At 28.8% G+C, this 14,059-nt stretch carries 16 protein-coding genes; 15 read left to right on the forward strand and 1 reads right to left on the reverse strand.

The genetic code is table 11. From position 1 onward, the window contains the following. Positions 1 to 91: 91 nt before the first annotated feature. Positions 92 to 769: a DUF6431 domain-containing protein gene (locus tag Ctaglu_RS11165; protein ID WP_125001460.1), complete on the reverse strand. Its 678-nt coding sequence runs from the start codon at positions 767 to 769 to the stop codon at positions 92 to 94. 279 nt (positions 770 to 1,048) lie between these two features. On the opposite strand from Ctaglu_RS11165, the gene Ctaglu_RS11175 reads away from it, so the two are divergent. The 15 genes from Ctaglu_RS11175 to Ctaglu_RS11245 all read left to right on the forward strand — a co-directional run bounded on the left by Ctaglu_RS11175 (position 1,049) and on the right by Ctaglu_RS11245 (position 14,050). Next, positions 1,049 to 2,776 (forward strand): terminase large subunit, encoded by a 1,728-nt coding sequence (locus Ctaglu_RS11175; protein WP_125001463.1) that lies wholly within the window; start codon positions 1,049 to 1,051, stop codon positions 2,774 to 2,776. Between the two features lie 4 nt (positions 2,777 to 2,780). Next, a complete protein-coding gene (locus Ctaglu_RS11180) occupies positions 2,781 to 3,002 on the forward strand; it encodes a hypothetical protein (protein ID WP_125001466.1) in 222 nt (73 codons plus the stop codon). Between the two features lie 33 nt (positions 3,003 to 3,035). Continuing rightward, the gene (locus Ctaglu_RS11185) at positions 3,036 to 4,322 is read left to right on the forward strand and encodes a phage portal protein (protein WP_125001469.1); all 1,287 of its coding nucleotides are present in this window, start codon (positions 3,036 to 3,038) and stop codon (positions 4,320 to 4,322) included. After that, on the forward strand, positions 4,315 to 5,064 hold the full coding sequence (locus Ctaglu_RS11190; protein WP_125001472.1) for a head maturation protease, ClpP-related: 750 nt from the start codon (positions 4,315 to 4,317) through the stop codon (positions 5,062 to 5,064). The genes Ctaglu_RS11185 and Ctaglu_RS11190 overlap by 8 nt, the downstream gene beginning before the upstream one ends. Positions 5,065 to 5,153: 89 nt before the next feature. Then, positions 5,154 to 6,371: a phage major capsid protein gene (locus tag Ctaglu_RS11195; RefSeq protein ID WP_125001475.1), complete on the forward strand. Its 1,218-nt coding sequence runs from the start codon at positions 5,154 to 5,156 to the stop codon at positions 6,369 to 6,371. 83 nt (positions 6,372 to 6,454) lie between these two features. After that, complete coding sequence (locus Ctaglu_RS11200) at positions 6,455 to 6,760, forward strand: head-tail connector protein (RefSeq protein ID WP_125001479.1); 306 nt, start codon at positions 6,455 to 6,457, stop codon at positions 6,758 to 6,760. Beyond that, a complete protein-coding gene (locus Ctaglu_RS11205; RefSeq protein WP_125001482.1) occupies positions 6,757 to 7,098 on the forward strand; it encodes a head-tail adaptor protein in 342 nt (113 codons plus the stop codon). Before Ctaglu_RS11200 ends, Ctaglu_RS11205 begins: the two co-directional genes overlap by 4 nt. Before the next feature lie 9 nt (positions 7,099 to 7,107). After that, a complete protein-coding gene (locus Ctaglu_RS11210) occupies positions 7,108 to 7,545 on the forward strand; it encodes an HK97 gp10 family phage protein (RefSeq protein ID WP_125001485.1) in 438 nt (145 codons plus the stop codon). Between the two features lie 3 nt (positions 7,546 to 7,548). Further along, positions 7,549 to 8,010 carry a phage tail terminator family protein gene (locus Ctaglu_RS11215; protein WP_148097591.1) on the forward strand — a complete coding sequence of 154 codons (462 nt, stop codon included), beginning with the start codon at positions 7,549 to 7,551 and terminating at the stop codon, positions 8,008 to 8,010. A 19-nt stretch (positions 8,011 to 8,029) separates the two neighbouring features. Next, complete coding sequence (locus Ctaglu_RS11220) at positions 8,030 to 9,124, forward strand: phage tail sheath C-terminal domain-containing protein (protein ID WP_125001491.1); 1,095 nt, start codon at positions 8,030 to 8,032, stop codon at positions 9,122 to 9,124. 47 nt (positions 9,125 to 9,171) lie between these two features. Further along, positions 9,172 to 9,591: a phage tail tube protein gene (locus tag Ctaglu_RS11225; protein WP_125001494.1), complete on the forward strand. Its 420-nt coding sequence runs from the start codon at positions 9,172 to 9,174 to the stop codon at positions 9,589 to 9,591. 111 nt (positions 9,592 to 9,702) lie between these two features. After that, entirely contained in the window at positions 9,703 to 10,116 is a 414-nt protein-coding gene (locus Ctaglu_RS11230) for a hypothetical protein (RefSeq protein WP_125001496.1), read from the forward strand. A gap of 182 nt (positions 10,117 to 10,298) precedes the next feature. Continuing rightward, on the forward strand, positions 10,299 to 12,662 hold the full coding sequence (locus Ctaglu_RS11235) for a phage tail tape measure protein (RefSeq protein ID WP_125001499.1): 2,364 nt from the start codon (positions 10,299 to 10,301) through the stop codon (positions 12,660 to 12,662). Positions 12,663 to 12,713: 51 nt separating this feature from the next. Beyond that, the gene (locus tag Ctaglu_RS11240) at positions 12,714 to 13,127 is read left to right on the forward strand and encodes a hypothetical protein (RefSeq protein ID WP_125001502.1); all 414 of its coding nucleotides are present in this window, start codon (positions 12,714 to 12,716) and stop codon (positions 13,125 to 13,127) included. After that, positions 13,127 to 14,050, forward strand: a complete 924-nt coding sequence (locus Ctaglu_RS11245; RefSeq protein WP_125001505.1) for an XkdQ/YqbQ family protein — start codon at positions 13,127 to 13,129, stop codon at positions 14,048 to 14,050. The genes Ctaglu_RS11240 and Ctaglu_RS11245 overlap by 1 nt, the downstream gene beginning before the upstream one ends. Positions 14,051 to 14,059 lie beyond the last annotated feature (9 nt).

Here is a 14,059-nt window from a genome sequence, read left to right on the forward strand (position 1 = left end):
GAAAAATGTTATCATATAGGTATTTCAATGACCATTATCGTATTAAGTGGTCTGCCTAAATTAAAATTAAAAATATATGATTATAGCTAAACTATGACGTTCCTTGAAAAAACGATGAACCATTTTGCTTGAAAAATTGTATTATGAAGTCCTCAAGTTTATCAAAGGAACTATTTATGATATGCTGCACAAAAGTTAAGTTTGAAATGAGCTTGTCCTCTAAAAGTCCAAGCCACATCTGTTTATGTTCTTTAAACTTCTTTAAAATTCGATAGAATGTAGATATAGCAATGCCATAATGTTCGCACATAGCTTCCACAGAGTGATATTTATGTACAAGATAGTCATGGATGAGGTAAACAGTGAATTTAAAACTAAATGACATATACGGCACAATTACAGAAGGTAGAAGGGCATGAGTACGTTTACATGATGAACAAATATATCTAGAAATGATGATTATATTATCTTGAGCAGTATTATTATTATAAGTCACAAGATGGCGTTTGTAAGACGCAAATGGAGATAACGCATGTTTAGCGCCACAAAATGGACATACTAAAGTCTCTATATTAACAGAGCTTACATATTTATTAAAGGCAGTTATCTCATTTTCAAAAGAAATTTGCTTAAAACACTTGCATAATTGTAAATTTAATCTTATCATAATAGTAGTTTTATAAGAGTTTTTAACTCTAATAAAGGGAGAACTTTGCTTTGGACGGCTGGGGTTCTCCCTTTTCCTTTCTCTAGTTTTAATAATAAGCATAAATTAAGCTCCTAATGATGTCAAGTCATTAGGAGCTTTGTTATAGGAATAATCTGCTTAGTAAAAAAGCAAATAACCACTAGATAATTATTAGTATTATAGTTATAATTTGACTTAGGAATGCAGTTCCATAAAGCTATATTTTGACGCACTACATTCTGACGAAATGAGAAGATATAGTGCTTTACTGGGACTTACAATAGATAGTAGATTAAAAATGGGTGCATTAAAATTAACTGAAAGTAAGAAAAAAATAGTTGAAGATTTTGGTGATATATAATGACTATTAAAGAAGAGTTAATACTGTATTGTAATAACTGTTTAGAGGATAAATACATAAATGATTATGAGGATTATATTAGTTGTAAAAAACATAAACAAGCTTGTAAAAGATTTTTAAATGATTTAGATAGAATAGGAGATATTGATTTCTATTATTATTGGAATGAAGAAGAAGCAGAAAAAATTGTTAAATGGTTTTATTATCTTAGACATAGCAAAGGAGTTTTAAGTGGTAAACCTATAAATTTGACAATATGGCAAAAGTTTGATTTATGTCAGATTTATGGTTGGAGACATGATACAACAGGCTATAAAAGATTTTCTAAAAGTTTCATTGAGGTAGCAAGAAAAAATGCTAAGAGTCAAGAAGAAGCAGGAGTTGTTTTATATGAAATAGCCACACAATCTACAAAAAATAATGAAGTTTATGAAGCTTATTGTGCAGGGGTAAAGAGGGAACAATCTAAAGTTATATTTGATGAATGTGGATTAATGCTAAAGGGTAGTCCTTTAGCTACTAAATTTAATATAACTAAATCTCTAATAACACATATTAAAACAGGAAGTTATTTAAAAGCACTTTGTAAAGAAGATGGTAAAAAAGGTGATGGAACGAATCCTGCTATTTTAGTAATAGACGAATATCACCAACATCCTACAACTGAATTTTATGATTTAGGTTATGGAAGTAATACAAAAGAATCGTTACTTATGGTAATTACTACAGCAGGAGTAGATTTAAATTTCCCTTGTTATGTACAGGAATATAAATATTGTTCAAATGTTTTAAATCCAAGTGTAGACGTTTTTAATGATAATTATTTTATTGATATTCTAGAATTAGACGAAGATGATAATATAGAAGATGTTAGAAACTGGAGAAAATCAAATCCTATAAGAATGACTTTTGCTGAAGGTGTTAAAAAAATAACAGATGATTATAAAATAGCTAAAGAAATACCTGAAAAGATGCCTAAATTTATGACTAAATGTTTAAATGTTTGGATGCAAGCTAAAGAAAATGGATATATGAATATGGTTAAATGGAAAGCATGTGAAGTAAAAAAAATAGAATACTGTCTTAAAGGTAAATCTTGTTTTATAGGTGGTGATATGAGTGCTAAGATAGATTTAACCTCATTATCATTTGTAATACCTATAATGGATAATGGCGTTAAAAAATATATTGTCTTTAGTCATTCATTTATTCCAAATTATGAAAAATTAAGAGAGAGAATATTAAAAGATAAAATGCCCTATGATAGTTGGGTTGAACAAGAGTATATTACAGTAACAAATACACCAATAATAGACCAACAACAAGTTATAGATTATGCTCGAGATTTTTGTAAAAAGAATGGTTGGGGAATAGATACATGGTGTTTTGACCCAGCAAATGCAAGTAAGATAATGATGGATTTAGCTAACGAAGGTGAGAATGTAGTTGAATTATTTCAATCTCATTTAAAACTTAATGAATCTACATGTGCACTAAGAGAACAGGTATATTTAGGTAATATAATTTATTTACCCGACCCAGTTTTAAATTTTGCAATGACTAATACAATTTTAAAAGTTAATAATGGAATGATTAAAATAGATAAAGATGCAACAATACAAAGAATAGACCCAATTGATGCTTTAATTTGTGCATTTAAAATGGCTTATTTAGAAGAACTGCAAATAGATATAAATAAAATTATAAAAGCAGGATGGAAAATGTAGAGGGGTGATTAAAATAAAAAATAAAATTAGTAAACAAATACTTGATTTCTTAATAAACTTCTTAAAATTTATTGTAAGTAATTTAGATGATATATTTATATTCTCAGGATTTATTACATTGGTAGTAAGTCTTTTTTTATTTGTAAATACATTTGTAGGATTTATAGGACTTAGTATAATTCTAATAATTGTAGGCTTAGCACTAGGTAAAAACAATAAAAAATAGTAAGTGAATTATTAATGAAGGGAGGTGAGAATAATGGGAATTTTTAATAAAGTTTTAAGTAAAGAAATTAAAAATGAAGTTACTGTTCCTACTGGTGGAGGGTTAAAATGGTTAAGCGATAACTTTGGTCAGGCTAATTTAACTAATAGTGGAGAAGTAATAACAAAAGAAGGCTCTTTAACAATAAGTGCTGTATATGCGTGTGTATCTGTGAGAGCTAATACAATAGCATCAATGCCATTACAGACTTTTAAAACAGGTAAAAATGGTAGCACAAGACAGGAAAATGAAATTTCTTATCTTTTAGAAACGAGACCCAATCCATTTATGGCACCGTTTCGATTAAAACATAGTTTAAGTACTCATATAGATTTATATGGCAATGGCTATATTTATATGGAAATTTCTAATGGTAAGGTAAATAATTTATGGTTACTAAATCCACAAATTACAACTACAGTTATAGATGCAATAACAGGAAAAGTTACTTATCAGACTACAATTAATGGTAAACCAAAAACATTTTTAGAAAATGAGATTATACATTTAACAGATTTATCTTTAGATGGAATTATTGGAAAATCTAAAATTGATTTATTAAGAGAACAACTTGGAAATATGCAAGGTAGCAGTAAATTGTTGGGTAAATATTTAAAACAAGGAACTACAACTAGTGGTGTTATAACCTATCCTACAGTATTAGATGAAGAAGTTAAAGATACTATAAGAGAAGCATGGCAAACTTCAAATAGTGGTAGTGATAATTTTGGTAAGGTAGCAATTTTAGATATGGGTTTGGATTATAAAGAAATGAATACTCTTAAATTCGCAGACCAACAATTTTTAGAAAACTCAAAATTTACTGTAGAAGAAATAGCACGAGTATTTTCAACACCATTACATATGATTGGAGAATTATCTAAATCTAGTTTTAATAATATTCAACAACAAAGTTTAGATTTTGTGATGAAGACTATACAACCAATATTAACATTATGGGAACAAGAATTTACTTATAAATTATTTGCAAAAGGTAAAAAAATATTTGTGGAATTTAATATGAGTAGTGCTTTACGAAGTGATGATAATGCACGTTCTACTTTTTATGAAAGAATGATGAATAACGGAGTATACACTATAAATGATGTTTTAAAATATGAAAATAAAAACACTATTGGAGATATTGGAGATATAAGATATAGGAGTTTAAATTTCGTATCTATTGAAAAAATGGACGAGTATCAGATGGCAAAAGCCAAAAGTGGCAGTAAAGATGATACGGATACTACAGTAAAGGAGGTGAAAAAGGAAGATGAATAAATTTTATGAATTTAAAAATAAGGCAGATGAAAGTTTAGATATTATGCTTTATGGTGAAATAATTAGTGGTGGAGAAGATTGTAAGTGGGATAGTACAGACGTTTGCTTTCAAGATTTTAAAAATGCACTAGATAATATAGGTAATATTAAAACTATAAATTTATATGTAAATAGCGTAGGTGGTTCAGTAATTACTACTCAGGGAATACTTGCAATGCTTGAGAGAGTTAAGGCAAAAGGTGTTGTTATAAATAGTTATATAGATGGATTAGGTGCGTCATGTGCAAGTTTTTTACCTATGGTAAGTAATAATATATTTGCTTATAATAGTTCTTTATTAATGATACATAAACCTATGAGTGGAGCTTGGGGAAATGCTAATGATATGCAAAAAACAATTGATGTACTTAATATAATGGAAGATAGTGTAATGTTACCATTATATATGAGCAAAGCTAAAGAGGGAGTAACAGAGGAACAAATAAAAGATTTATTAAGTAAAGAAACATGGTTAGATGCTAAAGGAATGAGTGATTTGTTTAATATTGAGATATTAGCTGAATCTAAAGATTTAGTAGCATGTATTACTGATAAAAATATACTTAATTCTTATAAAAATGTACCACAATTGTTAAAAGATAAAATGATAGAACCAATTGCAGTAGATAAAACAATACAAGATAATTTAGAAAAAGAAGAATTAGAATTTCTAAAAGCAAAACTACAATTAGCACTACTTTAGGACGTTGGGGAAATGATTAACTAATGTTCTTTTTTAATGTAAAAAAACAAACAATAATAAATATTAAACAATAAAGGATGGCGATTTTTATGCTAAAAAGCACAGAATTACAAACAAAATTAGTTGAGGTAAGAGCAAGTACAGAAGGTTTAACTAAGGCAGATGAAATTAAGGCAAAAATATCTGAAATTGAAAATATACAAGCACAAATTGTTTTAGCAGAAATGGAAGAAAATGAAGAGAGAATAGAAGCAGAAAAAGAATTTAAAATACAAAATAAGACAAAGAAAGAGGGTAAAGTAGATATGGAAAACAAAAACTTTAGGGAAATATTTGCAAAAGCTGTAATTGGAACTGCAACACAAGAGGAACTTAAAACAATTTCTAATTTAATGGTTGAAGGAGAAAAAGGAAAAGGGGGAATAGCAATCGGTGACGATATATCTAAAGATATTAAAGTATTCCAAGATCAAAGACGTATGTTTGATGTAAGAAATCTTATAAATGTAGAGAAAGTTGGAACACTAAAAGGTACAAGACCTTATGTTACTAACCAACCAGAAGCAAGTGGATTCGCAAGTGTCGATGAAAACGGAGATGTTCAAGCTTTATACGAACCAACTTTTGACGATATGTCTTATGTAGTAAGAAGTTATGCTGGTTTCATTCCACTTACTAAGGAATTACTAGAGGATGATGTTACTTCAATTTATAATTTTATTGTTGAATGGTTGGGAGAAAACGAATTAAATACATATGCTTATCAAGTATTCCAAGGTACTGGAACTAAGTCTGCACAAGGAATAATGACCGAAACTAAAGTAGGTGGAGCTTTAATAACTAGAACAGAAAAATTAACAGTTGCACCAACAATCAAGAAATTTAAAACAGTATTTAATGTAGATTTGGAAGCTCTTATAAATGGAACAGAAACAATAACTACAAATTCTGACGGGTATGATTATTTAGATGGATTGGAAGATAAAAATGGTACACCTTATCTTCAACCAAGCGTAACTTCTGCAAGTGGATTTAGATTTTTAGGTAGAGAAATCAATACAGTGCCAAAGAAATTCTTAAAAAATGTTACTGATGGTGCTGATACTTTAGTTCCTTTTATTTGTGGAGATTTAAAACAAATCTATACAATGTATGACAGAAGACAAATGGTTGTAGAGTCTACTAAAATTGGTGGAGAAGCTTGGAGAAAGAGAAAAACAGAAGTTATGGGAGATTTTAGATTTGATGGTAAAATAATTCCTTCAGCTTTAGAATCAATCAAAATATTACTTGCTAAATTAGCATAGTAAAATAATATAAAATATTAGGTAGAAATTGGCACTTTAAATAGTGTCTTTTTCTATTTATTTAAAAAAGTAGGTGATATAAAATGTTATTGGAATTACAAGAAACAAAAGAATTTTTAAATTTAGATTTTGAAAGTGATGATATATTTATACAACAATTAATACTAACTTCTGAGGATTTTATAATAGATAGTATAGGTTTAAAAAATTATAACTCAAAAATAATAAATAAAAGATTTGAACGTAAAGCTAGGTTATGTTGCTTGACGATTATACAGGATTGCTATGATAACAGAACAATGGTTAGTGATAATAATGAAAAACTTAGATATATTGTTGGCGGTATGCTATTACAGATGAAATATGGCACTTATGAGGTGATTATATGAGAAATATAACTAATAAATTAAATAATCGTGCCCAGTTATGGGGAATGGTAGAATTTACAAATGAATTATTGGAATCAGATAAAGAGGAAAAAATAATTAAGCCTCTTGTATATTGCAATATTATTCCAAGTGGAACGATGAATCGGCAAAAGGATAATGGAGTTACACAATCTGTAGAATATAGTCACAAATTTACAGTTAGAATTAAAAGTATTGTAAATCCTTCTATAGATATGTTTTTCATATTTCAGGGTAAAAAATATGAATTTGTTTCGTTTGATATAGACTTCAAAAATGGAGAATATTTAGAAATATTTACTAAAATGATAATGGAATAGGAGGCAACCATGACCAGTAATGGGTTTGATACAAGTGAATTAGCAAATTACATGGCAGATTTAGCAAACACAAGTAAATCTGTAGCTAAAAAAAGCAAGAAATTTTTAAAGAAGGAAGCTACTAAATTAAGTAAAGAACAGAAAAAAGAAATTAAAAGTTTAGGAATTGGAGAACAGGGATTTATAGAGAAAGAAATATTAGCAAGTGGAAAAGCTGGTAAAGTTTATAAATATAATGGGGATTTGACCTGTAGAGCATTTAATTCTCACCCACTTGCACATTTATTAGATTTGGGATATATACACAAAGGTGGGAAAAATCACGATGGTGCAGAAACTTTTGTTCCAGGTTATCATTTTATAGAGAAAACAGAGGAAGCTTTTAAAAGTGGATATTATCAAGAAATAGAAAAATTGATTGAAGACATAATATCAGACATAGATTAGGTGGTGATTAATATTGTAAAATATACAGATATAATAACGGCAATAAATAAAAAACTTCTAGGTAAATTTCCAAGTATAAAATTAATGTCAGAATCAGATATAACAGAAAAAATTGTTAGACCTTCATTTTTTGTGAGTTTAGATAATTTAAAGTCAAATAAATTTTGCGATTCTGCTTTGGATAAAAAGATTACTATTAGAATTTACTATTATCCAAAAGATGATAAGAAAAATAAAATAGAAAACTTAAATATGATAGATTCGCTTAATGAGATTTTTGTTGAAGATAACATAATCAAAATTAATGAGGATTTTAATATTGAAATTTTTGATGAAGTTGAGATTGATATTGTAGATAAAGTAGTACATTTTTATTTTAATATCTTCACAAGTGAGAACATAGTTGTAAATGAAGGTGATATAGAAATGATGGAAGAGTTAGAATTTAAAACAAATATAAAATAAAGAAAGGTAGGTAAAAAAAATGGCAACAACAAATACGCAACCAAACATTAGTGTAATATTTAAACAATTAGCAAAATCCGCAGTTAAAAGAGGTACTAGAGGTAAAGTAGGATTTATAATTTTTGATGATACAAATAAAACGTTTATTAATAAAACTTATAAAACAAGTACAGAAGCAGAAAAAGACAGTGCTTTATACACAGTAGAAAACTTGCAATTTATTAAAGATTGTTTCTTGGGTGCTCCTGCAAGTGTTACTGTAATTAGAATCGATAAAACATTAGGTAAGATTACAGATGCTTTAGTAATAGCAAAAAGTTTAAAATTAGATTGGACGGGTACAGCAAGCGATAGTGTTACAGATCAAGCAGCGGTAGCAACGTTTATAAAAGAGCAAGAGTTACTTAACAAGCAATTTAAAGGTATTGTATTTAATAATAGTGCAGATGTTAAGCATGTAGTTAATTTTGTTAATAGTAAGGTAACATTCACGGACGATACAAGAGGAGAAAAAACGGGTAATGAATACATACCTTCTCTACTAGGAGTATTTGCAGGACTACCTTTAAGCCGAAGTGCCACATATCTAAAACTTAATAATCTTAAATATGTAGTAGAAGAAACTGATATAGATACATCAATTCAAGCAGGTAAATTATGTCTATTTAACGATGATATAGGTGTTGTTAAAATAAGCACAGCTGTAAATAGTTTAACAACTATAGATACAATTAATACAGAGATAATGTCTAAAATAGAAGTTGTAGAGATAATGGATTTAATAATAAAAGATGTAACAACTACTTATAAAAATGATTATGTTGGACAATTTAAAAATAAAACAGACTATCAATTTTTGTTTATAGGAGCAGTAAATGGGTATTTTAAAGGATTAACAAAAGAAGATGTACTAGATGGTTTATATGAAAATAAGTCTGAAATAGATATTGTAGCACAAAGAGATGCTTATATTGCGAGCGGTAAGACAGAAGCAGAAACATGGGATGATGAACAAGTTATCGCAAAAGCTTTTAAAAATAAAATGTTTATGATAGCCGATGTAAAATTCTTAGAAGGTATGGAAAATTTAAGATTTGCAATAACAATATTTTAATAACAAACAAATATAAAATAATAAACGAAAAAGGTGGTAATTAAATAATGGGCAATAGTGCTAGTAATAATTATTGGACGGGAAATGGGAACTTATGGTTAGAAGACAAGGAATTTGAGAAAATAAAAAGTTTTGAATGTAAAGCGGTGTACGAGTGGGAGGATGTTCCAAATGGTTTAACAACTGACAGAGTTTTAATGGGAATTAGCTATGAAGGTTCTTTTTCTTATAGAAAAACAGATAAAAATTGTAATATTATATTAGATTTAATATTTGCAGAATATGCAAAAGGTAATGTTCCCGATGTAAATATAGTGTCCAAAGCTTACAATAAAGCAAGTGGAAAAACACAACGTATTAAAATTACAAATATAACTTTTGATGAATTAATGTTGCAAAAATGGGAAGAAAAGTCTGTTGCAGAAGGTGAGATGCCTTTTAAAGCTAGTTTCGTAGAAATATTATAGTAGGTATGTAACAATACATAAAAATAATAAAAACGTCTTAGAAGAAATTCTATGGCGTTTTTATTTTATAAAATATTATAAAAATATAAAAATAGAGGAGATTGATTAATAATGACTAAAAAAGCAAATAAAACAGTAGCTAAAAAAATAACACTTGAGGATTTAATGGCTAAAAAGTTACAAAAAAATATAGATAAAATAGAAGTGAAAATGTATAACTCTAAAGAGTTTGGTGGAGAAATTCAGGTGATTAAAATACCACTTAAAAAATATATGGGACTTATGAATGACGTAGAAGATGGAGACATGGAAGATAACTTAGATTTTATGTCTGAAGTAATATTTGAATGTTGTCCAATTTTCAAGGAAAACTCTAAGAAATTAATGGAAACATTTGAGGTTGAAGATGCTTTAGAATTACCACTTATTTTGCTAAATGATAATATGGGCGAAATGAATGAAATATGCGAGATTGTAAACAGTTTTTATGGTCTTGGAAAAGTTAAAGGAAAAGTAAAAAACTAATAGAGCAAGGTAATGATGTAGATTTAGAAATTATACGTTATTATCTTGCAAAAGGTCAAACAATGGAATATTTATGTAATTTAGGAATGATGGAAAAAATGGCATTGTTAGAAATGATGAATAAAGATAAAGAAGAAGAAAATGAAAAATTTAAAATAATAGCAGGAAGTAGGTGATAACAAATGTCTAAGGCTATTAGTACGATACTAAACCTACGGGATAATATGTCTGGTGGAATAATAAAAGTAAATAAAAACGTTAAAAATATGTCTAGCGAAATGAAAAGGGCAAGTCAACAATCGGCTATGTTTGTGAATAATGCTAAAAAGAATTTTGAGAAAGCTGGAGATAAAGCGTTAAAATTGGGTGTCATAATGGCAACCCTAGCTACTGGTTTTATTATTAAAGTTGGATTTGAAGGTATGAAAGAATTAGACGAGGCAAGTGCTAAAGTTAAAAGTATAGCAGGTGCAAGTTTAGATAAAAAGGTAATTAAGAAAGGACTTCTTAAAACTTCGAGCGATACTGGAATAAGTACAACAGAATTAGGGGATACGCAATACAATGCAATAAGTTCGGGAGTTAGTTCAAAAGACTCTTTAGCATCTGCCGTTACGTCAGCTAAGTTGGCAAAGGCAGGTTTCACAGACTCTAATTCAGCTTTAAAAATTTTGTGTGCAACAATGAATGTTTATGGACTGAGTGGACAAAAAGCTATGCAAGGCATATCAGATAAGATGCTAATTACCCAAAATTTGGGAGTGACAACAGTTGCGGAATTAGCAGAGAGCATGGGGAGTTTAACACCCATTGCAAAATCCACAGGTTTATCTATAGATGAATTACTATCGGGCATGATTGGATTGACAAAGAATGGAATAAAAACTGATGAAGCAGTTACTGCAATGAAAGGCGTTATGACAAGCATAATTTCTCCTTCGAAAGAATCAGCAGATATGGCAAAAGAATTAGGAATTAATTTTAGTGTAGCAGGGTTAAAATCTAAAGGCTTTGTAGGGTTCTTAGAAGAAATTAAAAAGAAAACTGGTGGAAGTACAGAGAAAATGGCAGGTTTATTTGGAAATGTTAGAGCCTTAAGTGGTGCGCTAGTACTTGCGGGTGGTGGTTTAAAAGACGTAAAAGGCGGAATGGATGGCATGAAAAATAGTGCAGGTGCTACAGATACCGCATTTGCAGTAATGAGCGACACCTTAGGTAGCAAACTAAATAAATTAAAAGTAAGAACGAAAAATATAGCAACAGGGATAATGGATAATACAAGCGGTGCGATTGGAAAATTAGCATCTAATATAATAGATAAATTAAAAGTATTAGAAGAAAATGGTAGTATACAAAAGTTTGTGGATAAAATTGCAAATGGAGTAAGTAACATAATTGAATTTATTGGCAAGGTATTTCAATTTCTAAAAGACAACAAGGATACTATAATAAATGTGGCAGAAGCATTTTTTAGTTTTTATGTAGCAATTAAAATAGTAAAAGACTTAAAAATTGCTTTAGACGCTTTAAAATTAGCAATAGTTTTAGTAGATGGTTCTTTAAAAATAACTACTTTAGGATGGATAACATTAGCAATTGGTGGTTTAACATTAGCATTAATATATTGTATAAAACATACCAAAGAAGTTAAAGAAGTATTTAATAACTTTAAACAAATGTTAATAGATAATCAAGATGTTATCGGTGGAGTTTCGGTTGTTTTAGGCACTATATTTGCACCTGCATTAATAAAAGTTGGAGTTGAAGCAGGTATTGCAGGGTTTAAAATGGTAACAGGATTCGTAGCTAGTATAATATTATCAGGTGTGGAAATGGTGAAAAATGCATTAATAATGACAGGGACTATGATAGTAGCTATAGTAGAATACACCGCTAAACTTTGGTTAAGTGGATTGGCAATAATAGCACAAACAGCTTTAATTTTAGCACAAAAGTTAGGATTAATAAGTTCTACTACCGCTTTAAATCTAGCAATATTAGCACAAGGAGCATTTAATGCTATTATGCTTGCTAATCCAATAGTATTAGTAATTGCAGGTTTAGCATTATTAGGAATCGCAATTTACGAAGCCGTAACACACTGGAAAGATATTTGTGGATGGATAGAGAAGGCGTGGAACTGGTTGACGAAGTGGAATGGCACAAAAGCAGAAGACAAAAATTCTACAATAACTACTAAATTATTATATACAAAAGAGGATAATTTCGGATTGGAAAATCCTAAAAAAACAACAACTCCAAGTAAACCTAAAAACATTTTTAATACTATGCCTAAAAAGGCAAGTGGCACAGCATATGCACAAGCTGGGCTGACACTTATGCACGAAAAAGGTGGAGAAATTAGAAAGGCATCTAGTGGAGAAATGATAATTCCAGCTGATAAATCAAAGAAATTAATAGAAAAATCTAGTAGTGGGCATGTATTTAATTTTAATTTTAATGGGAATGTAGGAACAGATGAGTTTTTTACAGATGTAGCGGAAAAAGTAAGTGATAAAATTTTATTAACATTAGCAAATACTTAAGAGTGGATTATATAACCACTCTTATTTTAATTTAAGAAAGGATGTGGTTATATGAACGATATATGGATTAGTACGTTAGATAGAAAAGAAGTATTACAATTCCCTTGGCTACCACCACAATTACCAAGCTATGAACAAATTGGGAGTGATGAAGAATTCGAAACTTTTAATAATGGAACTTATTTACTACAAGGGTCAGTTAACAATTTTGGATTTGAATTAACTGGGAAATTACCACAAAAAGCATATGCTTTTAATAAATCAAGTTTTGAAAATACAGATAAAATTATATCTTTATTGATACGGGCAAGAAGAAAAAATTTTGCAATTAGGTTTGTAAGTAGTGTAAATAATAAAGAAGTAATGAATTTAGTTATGGCAGTTGGTGGATTTGCCTATAGCTACGATAAGGTTGGTAATGTAATTTATACTGCCACACTTAAACAATGGAAGGTATTTGAATAATGTGGCATTTATATGCTTTATATAATGGCAAATGGGTAGATATATTAAGTAAGAGCAACACCATAGGTTGGGGAAGTGATAAGGATACACTAGCAGTAAGTTTAAGTTTTGAAAGTCTTTATAACTTAGAAGAAGGAACACATATTACTCTAAAAAAAGATAGTAAGGTTGTATTTTTAGGATTAGTTATTAGTAAAAATAAAGGTAAAGTTAAAAACTCTTATACTTGTATGGATTATGCTTTTTACTTAAATAAGAACAAATTAATTATACAATTTAATAAAGTCAATGGTACAAATGCAATTAAACAGTTATGTTCTAAATTAGGTATAAAATCCAACATAGTCCAGATAAATACTCTAATAACTAAAATACATAAGGACAGTGAAGCCAGTAAAATTATAGAGGATATTTTAGAACGATCACATTTAGAAACAAATAATATTTATATAAAAGAAATGATAAGTGATACTCTATACGTTAGAAAACTAAGTGATTTAAAAATAAAGCCTAAAATTTTAATAGGTAAAGATATTACGGTAAATAGTACGATAGAAAATATGTTTACTAAAGTTTTAGTTGTAAGTTCGGATGAAAAGAATAATAGAGTTTTAGCAAGTGCACAGGATAGAAACAATATTTTAAAATTTGGAATGTTACAGGAAATAATTACAGTATCAGAAAAAAAAGATGAAAGTAAAGCAAAAAATATGGCAAATAACTTTTTAAAAGAAAATAATAAAGTTGCTAAAGACGTAACTATTCCACTTGTGGTTGGAGATTTAGGAGAAGATATTATTGCAAATCGAATGATTAATATTAGTATTCCGACTATGGGGGTTGATGGTTGGTATAGGATTAAATCAGCATCTCATACTCTTGCAAAAAATAATCACAAAGTCAGTATTTCAATCGAATTCTAGGAGGGATAA

This window comes from Clostridium tagluense (assembly GCF_003865095.1).
GTDB lineage: Bacteria > Bacillota > Clostridia > Clostridiales > Clostridiaceae > Clostridium_AD > Clostridium_AD tagluense.